Source organism: Mediterraneibacter faecis, from assembly GCF_055383675.1.
In genome coordinates this window covers 987,483-1,014,176 of the sequence record NZ_AP043803.1, presented here as the reverse complement: position 1 = coordinate 1,014,176, position 26,694 = coordinate 987,483, and the positions used below count along the sequence as shown (strand labels likewise).

Annotated in this window: 21 protein-coding genes; 5 read left to right on the top strand and 16 right to left on the bottom strand. The window is 42.0% G+C overall.

Annotated features, from left to right (window positions below; translation table 11 throughout):
* Positions 1-71 precede the first annotated feature (71 nt).
* Positions 72-2,324 carry a formate C-acetyltransferase gene (pflB, locus tag ACZ47Z_RS04815; protein ID WP_015528729.1) on the bottom strand — a complete coding sequence of 751 codons (2,253 nt, stop codon included), beginning with the start codon at positions 2,322-2,324 and terminating at the stop codon, positions 72-74.
* Positions 2,325-2,737: 413 nt separating this feature from the next.
* Here pflB and ACZ47Z_RS04810 point away from each other — a divergent pair, with 413 nt between their 5' ends.
* Complete coding sequence (locus tag ACZ47Z_RS04810) at positions 2,738-3,223, top strand: GNAT family N-acetyltransferase (RefSeq protein WP_412377429.1); 486 nt, start codon at positions 2,738-2,740, stop codon at positions 3,221-3,223.
* Positions 3,224-3,265: 42 nt separating this feature from the next.
* On the opposite strand, the gene ACZ47Z_RS04805 is transcribed toward ACZ47Z_RS04810, so the two are convergent.
* The 3 genes from ACZ47Z_RS04805 to ACZ47Z_RS04795 form a co-directional block, all read right to left on the bottom strand.
* On the bottom strand, positions 3,266-4,039 hold the full coding sequence (locus ACZ47Z_RS04805) for a histidine phosphatase family protein (RefSeq protein ID WP_412377430.1): 774 nt from the start codon (positions 4,037-4,039) through the stop codon (positions 3,266-3,268).
* The gene (locus ACZ47Z_RS04800; RefSeq protein WP_054752493.1) at positions 4,036-5,046 is read right to left on the bottom strand and encodes an alpha/beta hydrolase; all 1,011 of its coding nucleotides are present in this window, start codon (positions 5,044-5,046) and stop codon (positions 4,036-4,038) included. Before ACZ47Z_RS04800 ends, ACZ47Z_RS04805 begins: the two co-directional genes overlap by 4 nt.
* Positions 5,047-5,199: 153 nt before the next feature.
* A complete protein-coding gene (locus tag ACZ47Z_RS04795; RefSeq protein ID WP_054752491.1) occupies positions 5,200-6,030 on the bottom strand; it encodes an Mrp/NBP35 family ATP-binding protein in 831 nt (276 codons plus the stop codon).
* A gap of 162 nt (positions 6,031-6,192) precedes the next feature.
* Here ACZ47Z_RS04795 and glgX point away from each other — a divergent pair, with 162 nt between their 5' ends.
* The 3 genes from glgX (at position 6,193) to ACZ47Z_RS04780 (ending at position 12,086) form a co-directional block, all read left to right on the top strand.
* Positions 6,193-8,280, top strand: a complete 2,088-nt coding sequence (glgX, locus tag ACZ47Z_RS04790; protein WP_412377431.1) for a glycogen debranching protein GlgX — start codon at positions 6,193-6,195, stop codon at positions 8,278-8,280.
* 243 nt (positions 8,281-8,523) lie between these two features.
* Positions 8,524-10,356 (top strand): NAD(P)-binding protein, encoded by a 1,833-nt coding sequence (locus ACZ47Z_RS04785; RefSeq protein WP_226866066.1) that lies wholly within the window; start codon positions 8,524-8,526, stop codon positions 10,354-10,356.
* A complete protein-coding gene (locus ACZ47Z_RS04780; protein ID WP_412310370.1) occupies positions 10,350-12,086 on the top strand; it encodes a [FeFe] hydrogenase, group A in 1,737 nt (578 codons plus the stop codon). Before ACZ47Z_RS04785 ends, ACZ47Z_RS04780 begins: the two co-directional genes overlap by 7 nt.
* Before the next feature lie 116 nt (positions 12,087-12,202).
* Here ACZ47Z_RS04780 and glmS read toward each other — a convergent pair whose 3' ends face one another.
* The 3 genes from glmS to ACZ47Z_RS04765 all read right to left on the bottom strand — a co-directional run bounded on the left by glmS (position 12,203) and on the right by ACZ47Z_RS04765 (position 15,333).
* Entirely contained in the window at positions 12,203-14,071 is a 1,869-nt protein-coding gene (gene glmS, locus ACZ47Z_RS04775) for a glutamine--fructose-6-phosphate transaminase (isomerizing) (protein WP_054752485.1), read from the bottom strand.
* Positions 14,072-14,266: 195 nt separating this feature from the next.
* Positions 14,267-14,983 carry a tRNA 2-thiocytidine biosynthesis TtcA family protein gene (locus ACZ47Z_RS04770; RefSeq protein ID WP_227165045.1) on the bottom strand — a complete coding sequence of 239 codons (717 nt, stop codon included), beginning with the start codon at positions 14,981-14,983 and terminating at the stop codon, positions 14,267-14,269.
* Complete coding sequence (locus tag ACZ47Z_RS04765) at positions 14,980-15,333, bottom strand: hypothetical protein (RefSeq protein WP_196021556.1); 354 nt, start codon at positions 15,331-15,333, stop codon at positions 14,980-14,982. Before ACZ47Z_RS04765 ends, ACZ47Z_RS04770 begins: the two co-directional genes overlap by 4 nt.
* 118 nt (positions 15,334-15,451) lie before the next feature.
* Here ACZ47Z_RS04765 and ACZ47Z_RS04760 point away from each other — a divergent pair, with 118 nt between their 5' ends.
* Positions 15,452-17,101, top strand: a complete 1,650-nt coding sequence (locus tag ACZ47Z_RS04760; protein WP_227165046.1) for a flavodoxin family protein — start codon at positions 15,452-15,454, stop codon at positions 17,099-17,101.
* Between the two features lie 81 nt (positions 17,102-17,182).
* Here the strand turns inward: ACZ47Z_RS04760 and ACZ47Z_RS04755 are convergent, their stop codons facing one another.
* The 9 genes from ACZ47Z_RS04755 to ACZ47Z_RS04715 form a co-directional block, all read right to left on the bottom strand.
* The gene (locus ACZ47Z_RS04755; protein WP_227165047.1) at positions 17,183-17,479 is read right to left on the bottom strand and encodes a helix-turn-helix domain-containing protein; all 297 of its coding nucleotides are present in this window, start codon (positions 17,477-17,479) and stop codon (positions 17,183-17,185) included.
* A 170-nt stretch (positions 17,480-17,649) separates the two neighbouring features.
* Positions 17,650-18,396: a helix-turn-helix transcriptional regulator gene (locus ACZ47Z_RS04750; protein ID WP_464525920.1), complete on the bottom strand. Its 747-nt coding sequence runs from the start codon at positions 18,394-18,396 to the stop codon at positions 17,650-17,652.
* A gap of 178 nt (positions 18,397-18,574) precedes the next feature.
* The gene (locus ACZ47Z_RS04745) at positions 18,575-19,486 is read right to left on the bottom strand and encodes an alpha/beta hydrolase (RefSeq protein ID WP_464525919.1); all 912 of its coding nucleotides are present in this window, start codon (positions 19,484-19,486) and stop codon (positions 18,575-18,577) included.
* Between the two features lie 257 nt (positions 19,487-19,743).
* On the bottom strand, positions 19,744-20,787 hold the full coding sequence (locus ACZ47Z_RS04740) for an SGNH/GDSL hydrolase family protein (RefSeq protein WP_464525918.1): 1,044 nt from the start codon (positions 20,785-20,787) through the stop codon (positions 19,744-19,746).
* Between the two features lie 129 nt (positions 20,788-20,916).
* The gene (locus ACZ47Z_RS04735) at positions 20,917-21,885 is read right to left on the bottom strand and encodes an acyltransferase family protein (protein WP_464525917.1); all 969 of its coding nucleotides are present in this window, start codon (positions 21,883-21,885) and stop codon (positions 20,917-20,919) included.
* Positions 21,886-21,902: 17 nt separating this feature from the next.
* Positions 21,903-23,417, bottom strand: a complete 1,515-nt coding sequence (locus tag ACZ47Z_RS04730; RefSeq protein ID WP_464525916.1) for a lipopolysaccharide biosynthesis protein — start codon at positions 23,415-23,417, stop codon at positions 21,903-21,905.
* The gene (locus ACZ47Z_RS04725; protein WP_227165052.1) at positions 23,404-24,750 is read right to left on the bottom strand and encodes an O-antigen polymerase; all 1,347 of its coding nucleotides are present in this window, start codon (positions 24,748-24,750) and stop codon (positions 23,404-23,406) included. The genes ACZ47Z_RS04730 and ACZ47Z_RS04725 overlap by 14 nt, the downstream gene beginning before the upstream one ends.
* A gap of 2 nt (positions 24,751-24,752) precedes the next feature.
* A complete protein-coding gene (locus ACZ47Z_RS04720) occupies positions 24,753-25,964 on the bottom strand; it encodes a glycosyltransferase (protein ID WP_054752457.1) in 1,212 nt (403 codons plus the stop codon).
* 29 nt (positions 25,965-25,993) lie between these two features.
* The gene (locus ACZ47Z_RS04715) at positions 25,994-26,689 is read right to left on the bottom strand and encodes an L-ribulose-5-phosphate 4-epimerase (RefSeq protein ID WP_118508967.1); all 696 of its coding nucleotides are present in this window, start codon (positions 26,687-26,689) and stop codon (positions 25,994-25,996) included.
* Positions 26,690-26,694: the final 5 nt, after the last annotated feature.

The window sequence follows — 26,694 nt, the reverse complement described above, 5'->3', positions numbered from 1 at the left end:
ATGGTGAAATGACTGCGTCCTGATATATTATCTGTTATTTATGATCTTTTATCCGCAAATCGCAACATTATTTACATGTGGTCATGGCAAGTTCTTGCGATAACGTCAAGCTGCTGCTCACGAGTAAGGTCGATAAACTTAACAGCGTATCCTGATACACGGATTGTGAAGTTAGCGTACTCAGGTTTCTCTGGGTGCTCCATAGCATCTTTCAGCTTCTCAACACCAAATACGTTTACGTTCAGGTGATGTGCTCCCTGATCGAAGTATCCGTCAAGTACGTGAGCAAGGTTCTCTTTACGCTCTTCATCAGAATGTCCAAGTGCACCTGGGTTGATTGTCTGTGTATTAGAGATTCCGTCAAGTGCAAGCTCGTAAGGAAGCTTAGCAACAGAGTTAAGAGAAGCAAGAAGTCCGCTCTGCTCTGCGCCGTAAGACGGGTTAGCTCCTGGTGAAAGTGGCTCTCCAGCCTTTCTTCCGTCCGGAAGAGATCCTGTAGCCTTACCATATACAACGTTAGATGTAATTGTAAGGATAGATGTTGTCGGTACAGAATGTCTGTATGTGTGGCACTTGTTCAGTTTGTGCATGAATTTCTTCAGAAGCCATACAGCAATCTCATCTGCACGGTCATCATCGTTACCGTATCTTGGGAAGTCTCCCTCAATCTCGAAGTCTGTTGCAAGACCATCTTCGTCACGGACAACTTTAACCTTAGCGTATTTGATAGCGCTCAGGGAGTCAACTACATGTGAGAATCCAGCAATACCTGTTGCGAAAGAACGTTTAACGTCTGTGTCGATCAGGGACATCTGAGCTGCCTCATAGTAGTATTTATCATGCATGTAGTGGATCATGTTCAGTGTATCAACATACAGCTTGGACAGCCACTCCATCATCTGGTCATATTTCTCCATTACTTCATCGTAATCAAGGTACTCGGAAGTAATTGGCTGGTAAGCCGGTCCTACCTGTACTTTGTTCTTCTCATCGATACCACCGTTGATAGCGTAAAGAAGACACTTAGCAAGGTTTGCACGAGCTCCGAAGAACTGCATCTCTTTACCTGTCTCTGTAGCAGATACACAGCAGCAGATGCTGTAGTCATCGCCCCATACCGGACGCATAACATCATCGTTCTCATACTGGATAGAACTTGTTGTTACAGAAATCAGGGAAGCGAACTTCTTGAAGTTCTCTGGCAGTCTTGAAGAATAAAGAACTGTCAGGTTCGGCTCTGGTGAAGGTCCCATGTTGTTCAGTGTGTGAAGGAAACGATAGTCGTTCTTTGTTACCATAGAACGTCCGTCCTGTCCAAGTCCACCAACCTCAAGTGTTGCCCATGTCGGGTCTCCTGAGAACAGCTGGTTGTAAGATGGGATTCTTGCGAACTTAACCATACGGAATTTCATTACCATGTGGTCGATGATCTCCTGAGCTTCCTTCTCTGTGATCTTTCCAGCCTTCAGGTCTCTCTCGATATAGATATCAAGGAATGTAGAGATACGTCCTACAGACATAGCTGCACCATTCTGAGTCTTGATTGCTGCAAGATATCCGAAGTACAGCCACTGAGCTGCTTCATGAGCATCCTTAGCCGGCTGTGAAATATCAAATCCGTAAGCTGCAGCCATTTCTTTCATTTCTTTCAGAGCTTTGATCTGATCTGCAAGCTCTTCACGAAGACGGAAATCCTCACCCTTCATGCCGTGTCTTGCATAACGCTCGAAGTCATACTGTTTTCTCTCGATCAGGAAGTCGATACCATACAGTGCAACACGACGGTAGTCACCTACGATACGTCCACGTCCGTATGTATCCGGAAGTCCTGTAATAATCTTGTTATGACGAGCTTTCTTCATCTCTGGTGTGTAGATGTCGAATACTCCCTGGTTGTGTGTTTTATGATATTTTGTGAAGATCTCATGCAGTTTCTCGCTTGGCTGATATCCGTATGTTGTACAAGCCTGCTCTGCCATCTTGATTCCACCATAAGGCATGAATGCTCTCTTCAGCGGTTTGTCTGTCTGCAAACCAACAATCTGCTCAAGATCTTTCATGCTCTCATCGATATATCCTGGGCCGTATGCTGTCAGACCGGAAACAACTTCTGTCTCCATGTCGAGAACTCCGCCCTTAGCTCTTTCTTCTTTCTGAAGTTCCTGCAGTCTTCCCCATAATTTGTCTGTTGCTTCTGTTGGTCCCTCAAGGAATGACTCATCACCTTCATATGGTGTGTAGTTCTCCTGGATGAAATCACGCACGTCTACAGAGTGTGTCCATTTTCTTCCCTTGAAGCCAGCCCACTGCTCAAAATTAGCCATTGAAAAATCCTCCTATATTCTTTCCTAAAATAGTTTTGTAATTGTTTTACGGGCATAGTATAACACCGTGTTAAATAAATGACAAGCGTAAAATCGAGAATAAATATCGGAAATCGCTTTGTATTCGATTTAGTACAAAATATACGAAAAAACGCCCATTTTACGGGGAATTGTACGAACTTTAATACAGTAAAAATGTACTGTAAAAAGAACATTTTCCCCATGTGTACGGTCTGATTTACAGACAAATAAACAGCCTCTTTTTCTTTCAAAATTCACTCTAGGTACTTTTCCTCTATGATAACGATTTCGTTTCATGTTTTCTCTATATTTTTGTCAATGGAGTTACGTTCTGTTTTTTGATATAATAGTGCATTAGCGTATCTATATTTAGTTTATGAAAGAGGAATATTATGGAAATCAGAAAGACAAAACCTGAAGAGCTTGAAGTACTTCTTAAGATGTATGAACATGCACGGACATTCATGGCAACTCACGGAAATGCTTCTCAGTGGGAAAACACTTATCCTTCTCCACAGTTGATTCTGGATGACATCACTGAGGGGAACAGTTATGTCTGCACAGAACAGGATCAGATCATTGCTACTTTCTATTATAAAGAAGGGGCTGATCCGACTTATATGCGCATCTACGATGGGGACTGGATCAACGACTCCCGTTACGGAGTCGTCCACCGCATCACTTCCACCGGAAATGTAAAAGGTGCAGCGTCCTTCTGCCTGAACTGGGCCTTGGAACAATGCGGCAACATCCGTATTGATACACACCGGGACAATATCGTAATGCAGCATCTGTTAGATAAGAATGGATTCAAATATTGCGGAATCGTATATGTTGAGGATGGAACAGAACGAATTGCTTATCAGAAAGTGGTTTAATAATACCAAAATCCATAAAGCAAGGAGCAGAGACATTTGATTTTAATGTCTCTGCTCCTTGTTGCTATATGTCTCACAGAATCTTGCTGCGAAGGACGGTTCTTCTCCACCTGCATAGAGATGTGAGATATCTCCTACTTTCAATCCTCGGAAATATGCCGTTCCCTGTTCTCTCTCTTCTGTTACTACTTCTGTCACAGAAGTCGGTGCAAGAGCCAGACTATGCCAAAGCACGAATGGTGATACATTCCATAAATGGGACAACAGCACGCAGCTGATTCCGAAATGGCAGAAAAATGTCACTGTCTCATCACTTTCTTTCTCCACACGATAATGCGCCCCTTCTCTTACATATCCATGCTCTGCGAGAAAGCAATCAAATTCTTCAATCACATGATCGTATACTTCTACAAGATCAGAATTTTTCGCCACTTCTGTTTCACGCCATGCATTTTTATCCATATAAGCTTCATGTTCTGTCCAATACCCCGGAACCATATCCCATGCAATTCTAGGCAGGAAATGCTCACCTTCTTTTTTCACATCGGGATATGCTTTTTCAAGTTCCGGATTTTTATTCAAATCAACCTGCGCCGGGAACTCTTGCAGCCAATCCAATATTTCTGCTGTTTTCCCAGTTACCTCAAGACATGGAGCCGCCGTATCCTTCGCTCTTCCAAGTGGAGACTTATAGCATTCCCCCATATTCATAGATGCTGCACGTTTTGCAAGCAGTGCCGCTTCACGTCTTCCTTTTTCTGTTAATGTGTCATTTACATAATCCGGATCTCCGTGACGGATCAATAAAATTCTCATCGTGCTTCTCCTTTGTAATCAATTATTTTCTCCAACCATTCCTCTGCCAGTTTGGGCCAGATCTGTACTTCTTTCAGAGTCTTTCGGATTTCTTCTTTCTGCTCTGCTGTCCATTTCGGTGGCTGTGTTCTTCCAATCCCATTTTGCACAAGAAGTTCTTCTCCCTTTTCCTTTGAAAATGAAGTTTCTCCCGCAAGAATCGCTTCTGCAAGCATACGAAGCTGCTCCTGTGTATAAGGCTGTCTTCCTCTGCGTTCCAGCCAGTCCTCTGTTGCAACAGACATTCCATGTACGCCTTCTGAAAATACATGGTGCGCAAATGGAACTCCTTCTTCCAGACATTTCTGGGCTAAAAGATAGCTATTCTGTACTGGAACGGTTCCATCCGTTGCTGTCTGCCAGATAAAACATGGTGGCATTTCTTTTGTTACATACTTTTCAATTGACATATATTCCAGCTCTTTTTTTGTAGGATTCTTTCCAAACAGAGCTACAAAAGAATCTTTATGTGTGTACTTTCCTGTAGTGATTACCGGATAAGACAGCACTGCAGCATCCGGTTTGTTTGAAAACTTCTGATATTTTTCATCCGAATCCTCAATATCCGCTCCATGCACACACAGACTCGCACACAGATGTCCTCCGGCTGAAAATCCACAAACCACGATCTGATCCGATAAAATATGCAGCTGTTCTGCACGAAAACGGATCATTCGCACTGCTCTGGAAATATCTTTCAGCGGCTGAAGCTTTAATGGTGCTTCATCCAGTGGATTCACTGTATATTCAAGGACGAACACATTATAACCGGCCTGATAAAATTCCATTGCAACCAGATGTGCTTCCGAAGGCGATACAAGTCTGTAACCGCCTCCCGGAACCACCAGCATCGCCGGATGCATCAGCTCATCCTCATGAATATAGCTGACCATAATCGGGATAAACCCATGCGCCGCCGGGTAATGATATTCTTCTTTGTGCCATAATTCTATTCTTTCGCCTATCATGTGTTAATACCTCCTGTCTGATTTATAATTTGTGCTTTTCTGTTATTCTTTTAGGAGCACGGACTTTGCTCGTTGCTCGCGTAAAAAAGCCACGAAAGACAAGATCCCCCAACCTTGTCTTCCATGACTCCCATTACATACACTCAACTTGCTTTACAGTTCGAATCCTTCCAGATATGGATTCTCTGCCTCAGAAAACTTCTCTTCCTCAACCATCTGCGCGATTGCCGGGTCAAGCGGCATCTTTCCAAGAACCGGAACATTAAGATCTGCTGCGATCTCGTCAATGTGGCTCTCGCCAAATACTTTGATCTCTTTGCCACAATCCGGACATTTCACATAACTGTAGTTCTCAACAATTCCAAGAACCGGAATATTCATCTGCTTCGCCATTCCATATGCCTTCTTCACGATCATCTGTACAAGATCCTGCGGAGATGTAACGATCACAACGCCATCAACCGGAAGAGACTGGAATACTGTCAGCGGAACATCACCTGTTCCAGGTGGCATATCAACGAAGAGATAATCAAGATCTCCCCACATAACATCTGTCCAGAACTGCTTTACAACACCTGCGATCACTGGTCCCCTCCAGATAACCGGTGCTTCCTCGTCTTCCAAAAGAAGATTGACAGACATGATCTTTGTTCCATCTGCTGCTTCACATGGAAGAATTCCCTGCTCAGTTCCTACTGCCATCTCATGAAGTCCATACATCTTTGGGATAGATGGACCTGTAATATCTGCATCCATGATACCAACATTATATCCTTTTGCTCTCATCATTCTTGCAAGGGATGCTGTCACGAGTGACTTACCAACGCCGCCCTTTCCACTGACAACGCCGATCACTTTTTTAATAGATGAATACATGTTCATCGGTTCATGCATATCAACTTTCTTACTTGTGCATGTTCCTGCACTGGCACAGCTGGCACAGGATTCCTCTGAACATCCTGCTGTTTTCTGCTCTTCTGCCATAATACCATAACCTCTTTTCTACAAATAAATAGTGGTATCATTGTAGCACATTTTCTCACAGAATGATAGGCTGAACCTATGCTTTTATTTTTCTAAGTGTTATACTTATGTTAATTCTTAATTCATTCTAACTTGAATACAATTAGAAAGGAGTTTTCCTATATGCCAGTAATATCCGAACAGCTCAAGCCAATCGATACCGTCAATGGATTCCAGATCCGTCCCGGCTTTTTCCGTGAATTTGGTGCAGTCGCTATCCCGGGTGGTGTCAACTTTACGATTCATACACACGGAGCTACCTCCTGCGAGCTTCTGCTGTTTCACCGCAAAGCCGAAGAACCTTACGCCGTGATTCCATTTCCGGAAAGTTACAGGATTGGTTTCTGCTATTCTATGATCGTCTTTGATCTGGATATCGAAGAATTTGAGTACGCCTATCGATTGGATGGTCCTTATGATGAAAAGAAAGGACTCCGTTTTGATAAAAACAAAATCCTGCTGGATCCTTATGCGCGCGCCGTCACCGGACAAAGCCAGTGGGGGCATGTAAATAACGCCCAGCATGGTTATCGTGCCCGTGTGGTACAATCCAACTTTGACTGGGGTGACCAACGTCACCATTCTATTCCTATGGAAGACTTGATCATCTACGAGCTACACGTCCGCGGATTTACCATGGATGAAAGTTCCGGTGTTAAGCACCACGGTACATTCGAAGGCCTGCGCGAAAAGATTCCTTATTTGAAAGAACTTGGAGTCAATGCTGTTGAACTAATGCCAATCTTCGAATTTGATGAGATGCGTGATGTACGATTGATTGATGAAAATGAACTTATTGATTTCTGGGGATATAATCCTGTCAGTTTCTTTGCACCAAATACAAGCTACTGTTCTTCTATGGAATATAACCGCGAAGGACTGGAACTCAAGACACTGATCAAAGATCTCCATGACAATGGTATAGAAGTGATCCTCGATGTCGTCTTCAACCACACTGCTGAGGGAAATGAATTCGGTCCGTGCTTTTCTTTCAAAGGCTTTGACAACAACATTTACTATATGTTGACTCCGGACGGACATTATTATAATTTCAGCGGATGTGGAAATACACTGAACTGCAATCACCCTGTTGTACGAGACATGATTTTGGAGTGTCTGCGTTACTGGGTCATCGAATACCGTATAGATGGATTCCGTTTTGATCTTGCTTCCATTCTTGGGCGAAATGATGACGGAACCCCTCTAAGCCAACCACCGCTTCTGCGAAGCCTTGCATTCGACTCAATCCTTGGAAATGTAAAACTGATCGCTGAAGCATGGGATGCCGGCGGACTTTATCAGGTCGGTTCCTTCCCTTCCTGGAAGCGCTGGGCTGAATGGAATGGGCGCTACCGTGATGATATGCGCCGCTTTTTAAAAGGAGATGACTTCCTTGCCCAGACTGCTGCAGCAAGAATCACAGGTTCTCCTGATCTGTACGATCCTGCTTACCGAGGTGGAAATGCTTCCATCAACTTTCTCACCTGTCATGATGGATTCACGCTTTATGATCTGTACAGTTATAACCAGAAGCATAATGAAGCCAACGGTTGGGGGAACACTGACGGAGCTGACGACAATAACAGCTGGAACTGTGGCGTAGAAGGCGAAACAGATGATCCTGCCATTCTGGCACTTCGTAAACGACTGATGAAAAATGCCTGTGCCGTTCTGCTTTGCAGCCGCGGAACTCCAATGTTCCTCTCCGGTGATGAATTTGCAGACACACGTTATGGAAATAATAACCCTTATTGCCAGGATAACCTGATCTCCTGGCTGGACTGGAGTCTCCTCAAAAAAAATAAGGATCTGTTCGATTTCTTTCAATATATGATCCAGTTCCGCAAAGATCACCCTGTCATCCGTAAGGATCTAGAGCCAAGCTATCTTGGTGTTCCGGCAATGAGCACGCATGGGCTCACTCCGGATGAGACAAATTTCTCCGGTGACCGCCATGTTGTCTGTGTACGATTCGCAGGTTATGATGAAGCAATACAAGAAGAAGACCTTGTTTATCTGGCTGTAAATTCCGGATGGTTTCCGGTCACACTCACTCTGCCGGAACTTCCTGAACATTACAAATGGAAAGTTGCGGTCAACACCGGCGATGCTAAATGTCAGTTTTTTCACAAAAATTCAATGCCTACGGTAGAATCTAAAATATTTTTAGGTGAACGCTCTGTTATTATTTTCGTTGCTACCGCTATATGAATTGATTTTTTTATCTATTTCTCAATATTTTTTAGAATATTTTTGTTTATTTTTAACAAGCTTGTTGTTTGTATAATAAATAACAGGCTTGTCATTTTTTAAACTTTTCTTGATAATTTTTAGATTTATTTGTAGAATATTACTAAATGGAACTTTACTGGTTTGAAGATAGGTTTTTTCAAATACATTTCCTATTTTAAAATCAGTCAGTAATGAACGTTATGGTAAAAGGAGAGGTTTAAAATGAGTAGACTTGAAATCCCAGGTCCAGACAAAGGCCAGCTCGTCGTTGAAGAGCTGTACAAAGATCTGGAACGCAGAATTGAATCCAGCCCTCCGGGATTATGTCCGGTTGACATGACTCGTGCATTCATCGAGATGTGTCAGACACAATCCTGCGGAAAATGTACCCCGTGCCGCGTTGGGCTGTGGCAATTGAAGAACCTTCTGACAGATGTTATGAACGGTACTGCTACAATGGAGACACTTGATCTGATTGACACATTGTCTGAATCCATTCGCGAAGGATCTGACTGTCCGATCGGATATGAAGCCGGTGCCATGGTACATAAGAGCTTAAGAGACTGTCGCGAAGATTATGAAGAACATGTCCGTCAGGGACGCTGTACCTGCCACTATACACAGCCTGTACCTTGCGTTTCTCTCTGTCCTGCACATGTTGATATCCCTGGATATATCGCGCTGACCGGAGAGGGCCGTTACGCTGACGCAATCCGTCTGATCCGTAAGGATAATCCGTTCCCGACAACCTGCGGTTTTATTTGTGAGCATCCTTGTGAGGCCCGCTGCCGTAGAAATATCGTAGATGATGCCATCAATATCCGTGGACTGAAACGTATGGCCGCTGATTATGCAGGCAAGGTTCCACCACCGGAATGCGCACCTTCCACCGGAAAGCGTATCGCTGTCGTAGGCGGTGGACCTGGTGGACTCAGTGCTGCTTACTACCTGCAGTTGATGGGACATCAGACAACCGTATTCGAGATGCTTCCAAAGCTCGGCGGAATGCTCCGCTATGGAATCCCGAACTACAGACTTCCAAAAGATCGTCTTGACGAAGATATTCAGGCAATCCTTGAGACAGGAGTTCAGGTAGAATTTGGAAAACGTATTGGTAAAGATATCACAATTCAGAGTCTCCGCCAGGAATATGATGCTGTTCTTATTTCCATCGGTGCAAGCACTGATAAGAAGCTTGGTATCGAAGGCGAACATGCAGAAGGCGTCATCTCTGCTGTGTCCTTCCTTCGTGATGTTGGAGCAGACAAGAGCCCTGATCTTACCGGACAGGAAGTTGCTGTCATCGGTGGCGGTAACGTTTCCATGGACGCCGTCCGCACAGCAAAACGTCTCGGTGCTAAAAAAGTAAGTATCGTTTACAGACGCCGTACTGCAGATATGACTGCTCTTCCGGCTGAGATCGAAGGTGCAGTTGCAGAGGGAATTGAAGTACTTACACTGAAAGCGCCATCCAGAATCGAGACTGATAAGAACGGACACGTTTCAGGTATCTACGTCACACCACAGATGATCAGCAAGATCAAAGATGGGCGTGCAAGTGTCTGTCCGACAGGTGAAGAAGATTTCCTTATCCCTTGTCAGACACTCATCGTTGCGATTGGTCAGGATATCGAATCTGAACACTTCGCTGAAGCCGGTGTTCCGGTTTCCCGCGGTAAGATCATGACAGAGCGTTATGGCGGTTTCGACAATATCCCTGGCGTATTCGCCGGTGGAGACTGTGCATCCGGACCTGCTTCTGTAATCAAAGCAATCGCCGCTTCAAAGGTTGTTGCAGCCAATATCGATGAATATCTTGGTTTCCACCATATCATCAGCTGCGATGTTGAGATTCCGGAGCCTCGCTTAAGCGACCGTGAACCTTGCGGAAGAGTTGAACTTACAGAACGTGAAGCTTGCAGCCGTGTCTGTGATTTTGAAGGTGTTGAAAACTGTATGACAGAAGCCGAAGCAAAACAGGAATCCCACAGATGCCTGCGCTGCGACCACTTCGGTTATGGTATCTTTAAAGGAGGTCGGAAAGAAAAATGGTAAATATTACAATTGATAATCAGAAAATATCCGTACCTTCCGGAACTACTATCATGGAAGCTGCGGCAAAACTTGGAACTCCGATTCCGAAATTATGTTATTTAAAAGATATCAACGAGATTGCGGCATGCCGTGTCTGTGTTGTTGAAATTGAAGGGAAAGATCGTCTGGTCACATCCTGTAATAACGTTGTAACCGAAGGCATGGTGATCTACACGAACAGCCCGAAGGTACGCATTGCAAGAAGACAGACTGTACAGCTTATCCTTTCCCAGCATGACTGCAAATGTGCAACCTGTGTCAGAAGCGGGAACTGTACACTTCAGCAGGTTGCAAATGATCTGAACCTGATCGATCTTCCGTTCAAAGAACGCTTTGAAGATACACCTTGGGACAAGACATTCCCACTCATCCGTGATTCACGCAAATGTATCAAATGTATGCGCTGTATCCAGATTTGTGACAAGATCCAGGGACTGAACATCTGGGATGTTACAAGTACAGGTTCAAGAACAACGATCAATGTAAACGGAAATAAAAAGATCAATGAAGTCTCCTGTTCTCTCTGCGGACAGTGTATCACTCATTGTCCTGTCGGCGCACTTCGTGAGCGTGATGATACAGAGGATGTATGGAGTGCGATTGCTGACAAGAAGAAAGTGGTGGTTGCACAGGTTGCTCCGGCAGTCCGTGCTGCGTGGGGAGAAGCTCTCGGCCTGTCCAGAGAAGAAGCAACAATCGGAAAGATCATGGACGCCTTGAAAAAGATCGGCATAGACTACGTCTTCGATACTTCTTTCTCTGCTGACCTTACGATCATGGAAGAAGGAAATGAATTCCTGCAGCGCTTCACCAAAGGAGAATTAAAGTTGCGTCCGATGTTCACTTCCTGCTGCCCTGGCTGGATCCGTTTCATCAAATCACAGTACCCACATCTGGTGCCACAGCTGTCCACAGCCAAGTCACCACAGCAGATGTTCGGTGCTGTTATGAAGACTTATTTTGCACAGTCCATCGGTGTCGCTCCGGAGGACATTTACACCGTATCTGTCATGCCTTGCGTAGCGAAAAAAGGTGAACGCAACATGGAACTTTTCTACGGCGAGTATGCCGGACATGACATTGACACAGTTCTCACTACAAGAGAGCTGACAAGAATGATCCGTGCTGCGCATATTGATCCAAAGAGCCTGAAAGACCGCGAATGTGATCCGCTTATGAAAGAGTGGTCCGGTGCCGGTGTTATCTTCGGTGCTACCGGCGGTGTTATGGAAGCTGCACTTCGTTCCGCACACTATCTTGTAACAGGACGTAACCCAGATCCGGATGCATTTAAGATTGTCCGCAGTCCATCCTTTGAGACGGGTGTTGTAGAAGCTGAAGTCCAGATCGGTGATGCTACGATCCGTGCTGCTGTTGTCAGTGGTCTTGGAAATGTACGCAAACTGCTTGAAGCAATTGAACACGGTGAAGTACACTACGACTTTGTGGAAGTTATGGCCTGTCCGGGCGGATGCGTCGGCGGAGGCGGCCAGCCGATCCACGACGGCGAAGAGCTTGCACACACACGCGGTGCAAACCTCTACTTCCTTGACAAGAACGCAAAGATCCGTTTCTCCCATGAGAACCAGGATGTTATGAAATTGTACAACGATTTCCTTGAGAAACCATTGTCACACAAATCACATATGCTGCTTCATACAGATCATACAAAGTGGGATATGCCTAGATAATAATTCCTATATAAAACAAGAGCCAGAACAGTGGGAAGATGCGGTGCTGTTTCTGGCTCTTGCCAAAATCAGGCAGGACGGATTCATTTTCCCGACCTGCCTGATTCATCATATTCTTATTCTACTGTTACACTCTTTGCAAGGTTTCTCGGCTTATCTACATCAAGTCCCTTTGCAACACTTACATAATATCCGAGCAGCTGCAGCGGAATCACTGCGAGACTTCCCATAAAGTGCTCATCCACCTTCGGAACATAGACTGTAAAGTCTACCTTGTCTTCCATCTCATAATTGCCATAGTTTGTCACACCCATCAGATATGCGCCACGGCTCTTACATTCCATCATATTGCTGACTGTCTTCTCATACAGCTTGCTCTGTGTCAGAACTCCGATTACGAGAATATTGTCCTCGATCAGACTGATTGTTCCATGCTTTAACTCACCTGCCGCATAAGCCTCAGAATGAATATAAGAAATCTCTTTCAGTTTCAGACTTCCTTCCAGACACACTGCATAGTCCACTCCACGGCCTACAAAGAAGACGTCATGTGCATTCGCATATTTGGCTGCGAACCACTGGATTCTCTCCTTATCCTGAAGAATCTTCTCAATCTTCTCCGGAATTGTCTGAAGCTCGGAAATGTAATAGCTGTACTGCTCGTCTGTGATCAGTCCTTTCACTTTTGCAAACTGAACTGCAATACAATCAAGAGCTACAAGCTGTGCGCTGTATCCCTTTGTTGTAGCAACCGAAATCTCCGGTCCTGCCAGTGTATAGAACACCTTATCTGCCTCACGGGCAATACTGCTTCCGATTACATTTACAACTGCAAGTGTAGCAAGTCCTTTATCTTTCGCCATACGCATAGCTGCCAATGTATCTGCGGTCTCTCCGGACTGGCTGATCACGATAACCAGACCATCCTTCACAAGCGGCATCTCACGGTAACGGAACTCAGATGCAAGCTCTACTCGAACCGGAATCTGAGCCAGCTCCTCGATCACATACTGAGCCTCAACTCCTACATGCCATGCAGAACCGCACGCAACAATGTAAATCTGGCTGTATTTCTTAATCTCTTCCTCTGTAATATCAATATCCGTAAAGTCGATCACTCCGTCTTTCACAACAGAATTCAGAGTATCACGGATTGCTTTCGGCTGCTCATAGATCTCTTTCATCATGAAATGCTCGAAACCGGCCTTCTCTGCTGCCTCTGCATCCCATTTGATCTCTGTTGTCTCTTTCTCGATCTCGTCACCATTGAGATCATAGAAATGAGCCTCTCCCGGAACAAGCTTTGCAAACTCAAGGTTTCCGATATAGTATACATTTCTTGTGTATTTCAGGATTGCCGGTACATCAGATGCAACATAAGTCTCGCCATCTGCAATACCGATGATCATCGGGCTGTCTTTTCTGGCAACCCAGATCTCTCCCGGATAATCCTTGAACATCAGCTCAAGTGCATAAGAACCACGTACACGAACCATAGTCTTGGCAATCGCATCGATCGGTCCTAAATTATATTTCTTATAATAGTAGTCAACCAGTTTGATCACTACTTCTGTATCTGTATCACTGTAGAATGTATAACCATGCTTTAACAGCTTCTCTTTCAACTCTGTATAGTTTTCGATAATACCGTTATGTACTCCGACAACCTCAGCCTCAACTGTACCGGATCCACTTCTCTCACAGTTTCCGGATACATGCGGATGTGCATTGACCTGACTTGGCTCACCGTGAGTCGCCCAGCGTGTATGACCGATACCGCAAGTTCCCTTGAGTGCCTTACCACTGTCTGTCTTCTCTGAAAGATTACTCAGACGTCCCTTCGCCTTAACAACCTGTGCAAGATGCTCTCCGTCACGCACTGCAAGACCTGCTGAATCATATCCTCTGTATTCCAGCTTAGACAATCCGTCCAACAGAATCGGAGCTGCCTGATGGTTTCCTGTAAATCCTACGATTCCACACATAAATAATTCCTCCTATTAACTATCTGCATCCCTCTCTACAAATAGTTATATACATTTCCATGTTGTTTTCCCTTTTCAATGAGCCTATCACTTTCGTAATTGTTACAAAAAAGTTAAATAACTCATTCGTTAGTGTAACACAGATAGGCGAAATAGGGAAGTAAAAAATGCATTTTCTTAATCACTTTCCCATCACTACAGTGGCCAATCAGGGAACCTTCCGTTCACGATTGCATGCATGATCCTGTCCTTCGCCCCTGGCGTCTCCCTGTTGATCTGCTCCATCAACTGTTTTGCATATGCTCTTTTTGTTGAACCGTCTACCGGGCACGTATTCTTAACCACACGGATTCCCTGGTCTGCAACAAAGTGCGCTACACCTTGCTCCGGAACATACATCATCGGACGGATCACCGTCACTCCCGCTTCCGGCAATTCTGTCACTGGTGGGAATGCATAGAACCGACCTTCATAGATTAATGACATCAATGCTGTCTCAATAAAATCATCCTTATTATGTGCATATGCCATCTTATTGATTCCAAGCTCTCCCAGCCGTTGATACATCGCACCCTTCCGAAGCTTTGCACACAAAGAACACGGTCTTGTATCCTTATTCTCCTGAAATACGATCCGGGCAATCTCTGTATCAACCTGCTCATAAGGAATCTCCAGGTGCTCACAAAACTCTGCTACGCCCGTAAAATCCATCCCTTCAAATCCTACGTTGCAGGTAATCGCAGATAATTCGAACCTCTTCGGGTAAAATTCCTGCAGCAGCTTCATCGCATAAAGCAGAGTCAGGGAATCCTTACCGCCGGAAACACCTACTGCAATCCTGTCACCGTCTTCTATCATGTTGTAATCTTGTATCGCCTGACGGATCAGACTTAATAATTTCTGTTGTTTCATACTTCCTTCATTTTTTCTTTCACTTTATCCGGTACATCAATCAGTCCAAATCGATAAAACATTCCATAAATGTAGGTAACGCCCCTGATATCTCCAAGAGCCTTCGGCCTTTCAACTATTTCTCCTGTCTGCTTTATATTATGAAATGCCAGCCTCACCGAACTCCAGGCCAGACTTTTACTTTTTTCCCTGCGGTCAATCCAAAGTTCTTTTGTATATTCACCATTTCTTCCTTTTCGCACTTCATAGGTGAACGACAAACCGGAATATGTTTTAAACGTTATGTTTTGATAACTGAGGATCATATCCCATAAATGCTCCTCACTTAATTTTTCCTGCTGTTTCCTCATTAGATCATAATATCACTTTTCCATAATACTTTACAACAATTTTGCGAAATTCAGGTTGCGGATTTTGTAAGCACCTCTTATACTTTATTATTATGTACGAATTTGGAGGGATGAAAGCATGAAGATACTTCTGATCAATGGGAGTCCTAAAGGTAAAAGAAGTAATTCATTAAAGCTTGCATACAGTTTTATTGAAGGATTTAAAAATGGATGTACGGATGATGAAGAAAGCATCTCCATCGATGAACTCCATGTAGCTTCAATGAATATAGCTGCGTGTAAAGGATGCTTTGCGTGCTGGCAGAAAACGCCTGGCATATGCTGTATCAAGGATGATATGCAAAAGGTTATTGAAAAATTGATTGATGCTGATCTTATTCTGTGGTCTTTTCCACTGTACTATTTTAATGTCCCAGGTATCTTAAAGAATTTGATCGATCGTCAGCTTCCTATGAGTCTTCCTTTTATGAGTTCAAAACAGAACGGATACGGAAGCGGAAGTCATGACTCCAGATATGATATGGAAGGTAAAAGGCATGTTCTGATTTCCACCTGTGGCTTTTATTCTGCTGTTGGAAACTATGACAGTGTATTGCGGATGTTTGATCATTTTCTCGGCAAAGGAAATTATACGACCATCTTTTGTGGTCAGGGAGAATTATTCCGTGTAAAAGAATTGTCTGCAAGAACAGATGAATATCTTTCCACTGTAAAATGTGCCGGCTCAGAATATGCAATGACCGGAACAATCTCTGAAGAAACAGATGCAATACTCCACACGCTTTTATATTCCAGAGATGTGTTTGAAAAAATGGCAGATGCCAGCTGGGGCATCAGCAAAACAACCGGAGAAAAAGAACCGGATGATCTTGTATTTACCCGGCAAATGGCAGCTCTTTATAATAAAGATGCCTACGATGGAAAAGACCGCGTGCTTGAGATTCACTTTACCGATTTGGATCACACCTACCAGATTCAGCTTAGCAAGACAGGAAGCGAAGTATTTACTGATGGACGTCTTTCTCCAACTACTCGCATAGATACGCCTTTTACTGTATGGTCAGCTATTTCCCGTGGAGAAATCGGTGGCGCAGAAGCATTGGGAAAACAGATGTATACGGTATCCGGCGACTTTTCCTTGATGATTGATTGGGATAAAATCTTCGGAAGCGCATCTGTGGTCAAAAAAACAGAGAAAACGCCTCAAAATACAATTGAACAGAAAAATCCTTCTATGACGACAATGCTGATACCATGGATTACGTTCTGGATCGCTGTTTCTATTCATCCGAAAGTCGGAGCTATGATAACACTACTTGTGGTCGCAACAGTACCGTTTATTATGAGAAAACATAAATTTGTCATCTGGGATCAGCTCTCTATGGCAGCTGTTGCTATACTTTCTGCAGCGGCAAATATAACCGGAAACGGAGTTCTTCCAACAAACATCGGATATCTTGTATTTGGACTCTTCTGGCTGCTTTCATGCCTGACAAAAGAACCTTTATGCGCTGCATATGTAAAATATAATTATGGGGGTGAAAATGCGCATCAGAACCCTCTCTTTATGAAGACAAATTATATTCTTGCCGCGGCATGGGGCACGCTATATGTACTAACAGCAATCTGGACCTTTCTGTTTAAGAAAGCCGGGTTTGGAAATATACTTATCCTTGTGAATAATCTGATTCCTATATTGATGGGGCTTTTCACAGCATGGTTTGAAAAATGGTATCCTGCACGGATGGCAAGAGGCAAGAGAAAATAGTATTTTCTCTTGCCTCTTGTTATTCTCAACGTAAGTAGCCCATAAGAAAAACACAGCGATTTCTCGCTGTGTCTTATGTTTTTACCACTGCTTCCGATATTCTCTTGGACTGCTGCCTTCCTCCTTGCGGAACATCCGGCTGAAGTAATTCGCATCTCCCATGCCGACTGCAGCGCCAACTTCACCCACAGTCATATCTGTGAAGCGAAGCAGCTGCTTGGCTCTGGTGATCCGCTTTGAGATCAGATAGTTGTTGACCGTCGTTCCGTAAGTCTCTTTGAAGATTTTGGACAGGTAGAACTTATTGATAAAGAACTTTTCTGCCAACTCTTCCAATGTAAGCTTCTCGATATAATGCTCGTCCAAATACTCCTTCACGGCTGCTAATTCCAGTCGCTTCCGAGATATCGTTACGCTCTCTGGATGCCATGACTGCTCCATCAGGAGAGTCAACAGAGTCCCCAACTTCTCATTGATTCGCATGTCACAGATGTAGTCAGATGAGGAAGCTAAGTTGTAAAGATCTGTCAGAAGAGAGGTAAAGGCCGTTAAAGTTTCCGATATTCTCTTGGACTGATGCCTTCTACTTTTCGGAACATCCGGCTGAAGTAGTTCGCATCTCCCATGCCGACCGCAGCACCAACTTCATCCACAGTCATATCCGTGAATCGAAGCAGCTGCTTCGCTCTGGTAATCCGCTTTGAGATCAGATAGTTGTTGACCGTCGTTCCGTAAGTCTCTTTGAAGATTTTGGACAGATAGAACTTGTTGATGAAAAACTTCTCTGACAAATCATCCAATGTAAGCTTCTCCGTATAATACTCGTCCAGATACTCCTTTACAGCCGCCAGTTCCATTCTCTTCCGGCTCACCGTTACGCTCTCTGGATGCCAGGACTGCTCCATCAGGAGAGTCAACAGAGTTCCCAACTTCTCATTGATCCGCATATCCCGGATGTAATCAGATGAGGAAGCTAAGTTGTAAAGATCTGTTAGAAGCGATGTAAATGGTGTTAAATCATCTGGATGAAACACAGGCCGACCGCCTCGCTCTTTGTACTTCTCATACACAGCTGGAAGAGACGGTGCATAGAAGTGACACCATTGGAGCGACCAGAGATTGTCGGAGGTTGAATGGCTATACGCTTTTCGACAGTCGATGAACACACAGTCTCCCTCGCTCAGCTGATATGTTTGCTCCTCATAGGAAAGTTCTCCCTCGCCAGACAGAACGATGAAGCAAAGAAACGACATCAAATCCTCTCTCTGGGATACATGTGGGTGAACAGCCTGCAAAGAGCCGACCTCCTGCAAATGGAGCAAGGATGTCCGGGCAAAGGTTGATGGGGTGTAAATGATTCGGGAGGAACTTACGGATGAAGATTGTGGATTGAATAATTCTTTGTCCATAAGTTGCTCCCCTTTCCTACTACGCCTTACTTTTCTCCTATTTTCAAATTTGTAAACGTTTAATTTACGTAATATGGTTCTTTATAAATTCATACACCACATTTTCGTATCTTAACGGATCTATTTTATAACAATCTGTATGTCCAGCACCTCGTATAATGAGCATTTGCTTTTCGCTTTTACAACTATTGTTAAGTCTATATGCCATTGCTACCGGTGCTTGCGTATCTTTATCGCCATGAATAATTAAAACTGGAATTTTCGTGTTCATCAGTGCTTTACACGCATCAACACCTCTCAAATTACATCTCCCCCATATTCTTGCCCCAACATTAACGAGTTCTGAGAATATTCTCACCAAAAATTTGCTTTGCAGCTTATCTCTACTATTGATTTCTATCATTTCTAACGGCGAGGTATATCCACCTTCATCGATGATGCCACGCACACATTCCATACCTTCTAAATTACTACTCAGCATAGCTATGGCTCCACCCATAGAAATTCCCATTAGAAATATCAAAGATTCAGTTCCAAATCTCTTTCTTGCCCAACTCACCCAATCACGACAATCATATTTCTCTAACGCACCAAATGTAGAATATTCTCCCCCACTCTCACCATGCGCTCTTAAAGTAGCTAAAAGCAAATTCCAATTATGTTTCTCAGTAATCCTGTAAATTGGTTTTCCATTTACAAATCCAGTGCTCCAAAGCCCGTTAAAGAAAATCACAATCGGTGCATTTTTCTTTCTTTCATAAAAATAGCCTACTAATCTCACTCCATCTGATGCCGTAATTATTATTTTTTCATTTTTTGTAGACAAACTATTCTGTTCATCATCTGCCGTTTCTAAATTCACCGGATGCGAAGTCCTCCGCTTACAGGCTTTCTGAAAAGCATATCTACTCCCTACAAAAAAAGATATTACCCCTGCAAAAATTATTACAGAATATATTATAATTACTCTACTCATCTCGCCTGTCTTCCTCCGAGAAAAGTTTGCTTAACAAAAAGTTGAATACAATTTCTTTTTTTGTTAACTCAAACAGCTATCGCCTGTCTCAAGCTTCTATTACTCTTGGCAACAATTTTTTATCTTCAATTCTAATAATCGCATCTTCGCCACAGCTTCCGCTGTGTTGCCTGCTGCTCGCCTCGTAGCGGTGTGCATTTTTCGAGCAGCTACCGTGTGAGAAATCACACGGCCTTGTTTCCTATTGTCTTATCCCTTTACTCCCAGCTAAAGCACATTCCTTTGAAGCCATCGGCCTGCTCTTTACTGGTAAACACTACCTTAATTTCGTTCTTCACGGTGCAGTCATCGCTGACTACTAGGATATGTCTCTGAGAGAAGTCATAATCAAATGTTACCGTTGGGGATTCAAACAGTTCTCCATCTACATAGATATCTGCTTTGTTATCTCCGGATTCGTAGGTATAGTCGATACCCAGTATGCCAGACGCACTTGTGCTGATGGTAAAGGTAGTATCATCTACCTGCTCAAAATCCGAACTTGCATCGTACCAGACAAAGTTGTCGAACTTATGCACATCAGCATTGATCACATCAGTGTCTTTCATCTTTCCGGTGGAAGCAGCTACATTATCGTCAATAACTGCCTTGACAGTTTCAAAGTAGATTTCCTGTCCGGCATCGTTCGGATGAACACCATCACTGGACAAGTCATCATAAGCTTTGCCAGAATTGTTAAAGGCATCGATTGTATCTGCCACTGGAATTCCATAATGCTCACAGATGCTCTGAATAGTAGTCATTTTCTCCGTATACTCACGCTGAGAGGATTCCAGAATAGAGATGATAGAGCAATCTGGGTACTTAGTTCTGATAGTTCGGATGATAGATTCGTAGTTCGTGGAGAAGCCATCTGTTCTATCATTCTGACCATAACAGATAATTGCCAGATCATAATCTACATCATCATTTAAAGCCATTGTCCGAACATAACCGGCGTAAGAGGTATTTCCACCCATAGATACATTGGTTACCGAAACTTTGCCTTTATTTACGTTCTGGAGATATGTCTGCAGCTGTTTAAACCACTGTTGTCCATCTGTCTCTGTACCTGCGCCCTCACCAATGGAGTCACCTACGATCAGCACATTCACATCAAATCCATCTGCCAACTTCTGATAAAAGCTATCTTCTGCTTCCTGCTGTTTCAAGGCGGTCTGTTTATCTTGTTCCTCTTGATATAGTTTTTTATTAAGTGCTTGAAGTTCTGCTGACCGCTTATCGTCTTCCACCTTACTCATCCACAAAAGGACACCTAGCAGTGCTGCTAATATAACAATTACTATTCCGTATATCAGATTTTTCCGGGAGTTACTGCGGTACCCCCCCCCCGTTTTCTACGACTCATGTTCCAAACTCTCCCTCAAAATTTATTTACCAAATGCAAACATAAAATGTCTTTCACAGATTTTTCCTACTGCTAAAACAATTAGTCCTGCTACTACAAAAACAATCCAACCTAAAATTTCCATCGGCAGTGGTAATAATCGGACAAGAATCCCGCGCGTTCCCTGCACTATAGAAAAATGAATTACATAAATAATAATCGAATTTTTTCCACACCACTGTAAAAAGGTATTTTCATGCATCAACTTGGCTACATCACTTAAAATATAATATCCTAAAAACGCTGTCACCAAACTAATCGGTACATTGCCATAACTATTTTCATACATCAAAACAGGTTTATTGTACAGCGACAATACTGTTATAAGCGCACAGCCGACAAGCAGTAGAACAATATTACCCTTCCCGGTAATCTTTTCACCCATTTGCCTATCCTTAAGGATTGTTCCCGCTTTATGTATCATGTTTCCAGCAAGATAATATCCAAAAGCAACTGGCGTCACTGCAATATATAATGGACCAGACACTCCCTGCGGAACAACAATGGTATAAATTATACAAACACCAAGCAAGATACCTTCTGCTTCAATTAAGTGATTTTTACATATACGGGTTAGCACTTCCCAAGCAATGATCACTTGTGCCATCACTAGTAAAAACCACCATCTGAAAAAGCAATAAAAAAAGCTGAGTTCCTCAGCTGTAGCTGTATGCAACACTAGCTTTCCAATAAAGAAATTATACAAAAGTGATAAGATTGCCAATGTAAGCTGCGGTATTAATAGTCTTTTGATTTTTTTCTTTATTACAGCATCAAAATTTCCTGTAATTTTTTCGTGAGCCAAATAGCCAGACAATATGAAAAACGCTGGCATATGAAATGACAATATAATTTTTGCAAAAAAATTATCACTTGTTCCAAGGGCGTGCTCTAAAACTACGAGGAGGATTGCCCCCCCCCGAATAATATCAACTTGTTTGTTTCTCTCCATCCTCTTCTCCCCGTTTACTACCTATGTATGATCTGTTTTACCTTGTTTTTTGCCCACGCAAATTCTTCTGTCTTTCTCATGAAAATCAGTTCAACTAAAAGTACTGTCAAACCACTAATCACAACGCGCACAACAAGACCTATAAACGATTCTGATACAAAAGAGCAGAGCATATATGAAATAATCACAATCAGAACATTACTACCAATGATTCCAGCCTGCTGTTTAAAATAATCTACCAAAGGCCTTTTAAATTTTTTCTTAAACAGAATATACGGTTCCCACCATACAATCGTCAAAACTCTTGCAATTGCTGTCGCTCCAAGAATTCCTGACATTCCAAAAGGCTTAGCTAATACTAAGGACAACAGAATATTAAGAATCGCATTAATCACCATTGCATTTTTACGTTCTTTAAAAAGCCCCATTGTTTCGCAGAACATCCATGTTGGATCAAACGCATGTGTAACATAAAAAGTCACAAGTATTGCAATCAGCACATCTTTTCCCAAAACATATTCACGTCCAACCCAAATTGGTATAAAACCTTGGATTGCATTAAGAACACAGACTGAGCAAAAAATTGTTATAACGCCAAATAAGTAAACCATGCCCTTGAACACACTATATGAATGCTCTGAGTCATTATCCGCATTCAGATTGCCAAGACTTGCAATCAAACCAGTTATCATCAAATTAATAAAAGTCGCAATGTAGTTGATAATCATACTGTAGTTAGAATAAAAACCAACATATATTGTTCCAAGCAGCATCGAAATCAGAATATTATCTGTGCTCGTTACTACAACATTTGAAACCTTATAAACGAACATAGACTTCACATCACTGATTAACCCTTTTTTGTCTATAAGATTCGTTTCTTTTGTATACTCCTTTAAAAAAGGATAATACTTATTCGCTATTACATTGCAGACAGCATTCTGCATAATTGTAAAAAAGATCTGGATGATTAAGTATGTCGTGTAATTATTGTTAACATATAAAAAGGCAATCTGTAATACATACTGAAGTAACAAGCAGATTGTCGCCACAATGTTTCTGATGTACTCCTTTTGATCTGCTCGAAGCAGCGTTACCTTAAACATCACAAAATAAGATACTACTGAATTACACAGAAACAATAAATAGTACAGAACAACTTCATTGTGAGGTAATGTACTTTTAACCAGTTGCCCTAAAAAAGGAACGATGACTAAACCCACTACGGTTACCGTTGCCGCTATATAGCGATATAATTTTCGATAATAACTTATAAACTGCTTTAATTTTTCATGGTCATTATCATGTAAAGCACCATATAAACTATACGTTAAAACATTTCCTATTCCCAGTTCTGCTAAGGACAATAGAGTAAGAATATTTGCATAAAGGCCATTTACCCCCGTGTACTCAGCTCCTAATTTTCTTACAAATATTGTCCTTGTCACAAAAGCCAACACAAGCGTTATTAGCTGCTGTGCAAAACCAAATGAAACGTTTCTAACAGAATTTGCACTCCTAGACTTTCCCATTCTTTTTTCCTCGTATACTTAATCCAATCAATGGCATAATCCAAAGATTGTGCAAAATTGTTGCTACAATATCCGATCTTCTCAGTTCCCACCAAACTGACGCAAACAAAATAACGTGCAGAACATAAAAATATGCTAGTTGGTTGTTAATTGATGGATTTCTTTTTGCTTTTCGGTATATTCTCACAGAAATTCCTGCAATAATAGCAGTCACAAGAACAACTCCAAGATATCCAAAATCCTGCATGAAATAATAGTACCATGTTGGATATGCGTTCATACTCTGATGGGCACTAACGGCATAAAACTCAGCAGCATACGCTTGAGTGTCATAAAGGTTTAAATGAACTCTCTTAAATGTAACTATCTGCAGAATATAATTGATACATCCAAGAAGGCCTCCAAATATAGCCTGTCCCCAATGCCAAGCGGAAATTCCTGATGACACTGGATTTTTTAGCATAACTTGCAAAAGTGCTGGTCCACAGCAAAAATAACCTGCAACGATATTTAGAATTGATTCAAAAATATTTCCAATAACTTTATGTCTTTGAATCGTCACACTGGCAAGTGCAATAATCGCTATTACAATTATCATTCTAATCCTTCTTCGGATTTTTTTCTGTTTTCCTATGCTCATTCCCGAGTCGCTAGGGCTTTTATTGAGCATGTAAGCGCAAAGCATTGCCAACGCAAAATAAAATACTTCCCATCTACCTACTGTTGATACTACAACTATAACCAAATCAATAATACTAGCTATCAAATTCCAACCTTTTATTTTGCCCTTTGCCCACAGAAACACCTGAATAAAAGAACATGTTTGCATAGCAGGAAAAATTCCTAGATGTAAGAAAAGAATTCTTTCTGCAGCTGTCATATAACCTTCTTCCACGCCATTTGCAAAAATATTTCTCATAACGGACATTCCATATCTTTGCACATAAGATAGCCCTCTGAGAAAGAGTGGGATACTTATAAGCGTCAAAACTAGTTGGATCATCAGCAGACGATTTCCAACTTTTCTATAGTCTATCTCATCATTCTCGCATTCTTCAATGTATGTATTGATATATATTGAAGATTTGTTAATTGTTCCATAACCAATTAGTAGACCCCCGAAATCAAACGAAATCAGTCCGATAAGCAATATTGCATAAACATCATTTCCTAACGGGTACCACTCCATAGTATTAATCTGTAATACTATGGTCACAATAAGCCACAATGCATTATATAGAAAAATTGGATGGAGTGCCGAGTTGTACTTAGCATAACTAACATAGCAACCGCAAAAGGCTAAAAGTATAATAATAAACGCAAGTATTGACACCTTTATCTCCCTTCCAATATGCCTTTGAACAGTTCAACATATTCTTTATATTTTTCCTTACATGAATATTTCATTGCTCTCTCTCTGCATTTTTCTTTTCTAAACAAGCCCTCTTTTTTTACTCTGAAAATTGCTTGTTTTAATGCCTCGTAGTCATCTTTCTCAACAACTATTCCTGTTTCTTCATCAATAATTTCTGGGCTTCCGCCAGTTTTGTAAGTAATAACTCCCGTTCCACATGCTAGCGCTTCAATATTAGTCGTTGGAAAATTTTCTTCGCGCGTTGGATTCACAAAAATATCTGCTACCGAATAAATTTCAGCGAGTTCTTTCTGATTGTTAGTATGTGTTATACAAACCATATTTGCCGGTAAATTATCTTTTTCCTTTTCCCCAATGCCAACGATAACTATTGTGTATTCATCTGGCAATGTTTCAGCCAACTTAACAAATACATCTAATCCTTTGCGTGGTGCCCATGCACTTGCAACACCAAGAACCATAAAGTTATTTTCTATATTATGAACTTTTTTAAATTCAGAATCTGTCGGTGCAAAAATATTCAAATCTATTCCATTATTAATGACCTTAACAGGGTATTCCGCTAAAAAAGACCTTTTCACCTCCGAACCAAGCCATTCAGAAGGCGTCACAATTGTAATATTCGCACCCGTAAACCATTCTTTCTTTTTTTGAAACATTTCTTTTGTACGGTCAACATCACTATACGGGTAGCCCTTTATTTGCGGACACTCCTGACACGTACTCTCCCACTTGCTACAATTCACATAATCATAGTATGGACAATGTCCTGTATACGGCCAACAATCATGTAATGTCCATACTACTGGAATATTTCTCTTTTTTATATAGTTAAAAAGCATCGGCAGGTTAATATAGCAGTTATGTAAATTGTGAAAATGTATAAGATCCGGCTTTATGTCATCTAGTTTCCTTAGAAACAGCCCTGTTATCAAATGGGAGAAACAACCATTGTAGCCGGTCTTTTTTGCCATCAAGAGGTGAAGTCTTTTGTCAAGTTTATTTCCGATATATATATGATTTTGTTCTTCTATTTTCTTTTCATTTCCATGAACTGCTGAGCATGTATATACTTTAAATCCTGCTTTTCTTGCCTCTTTAGCAATCATAAACATAATGCGTCCAGTGCTTCCAACTGTGCTGCAATTAATCTCAACTATCGTTTTAGGCATCACTATCACTTTCCTTCTCTAACCGCCATTTAACGCTGTCCATAATAGGCATTCGGCCCATGTTTTCTCATATAATGCTTATCAAGAATATATGTTTCCATTTTAGCCTTCGGATTTAGCGCTAGCGTCTTTAAATCCATCTCCGCTACTTTTTCCAGCACAACAGCATTGTATACTGCATTTTCCGGACTTTTCCCCCATGCAAATGGCCCATGATTTTTTACAATGATTCCAGGAATTGCCATCGGATCATATCCACCATTATCTACTGTTTCAATAATCACTTTACCTGTATTTGCCTCGTAATCTTCCATAACCTCTTGTTTTGTCAGTTCACGAGTGCATGGAATATCACCATAGAAATAATCTGCATGAGTCGTTCCCAACGCAGGAATTGCAATACCTGCTTGGGCAAAGGCCACAGCATTTACAGAATGTGTATGGACTATTCCTTTTATATTTTTGAACTTTCTATATAATGCCAAGTGTGTTTTGGTATCAGATGACGGATTCCATTTTCCCTCCACTCTTAAGCCACTTTCGATGTCAACTACAACCATATCATCTGGACTCATTTTATCGTATTCAACACCAGATGGCTTAATCACCATGTATTTTCCATCGCTGGATATCCCACTAACATTTCCCCATGTATAGATAACTACACCTCGTTTTACCAATTCAAGATTGGCATCACACACACTAATTTTTAAATCTTCTAACATTATAA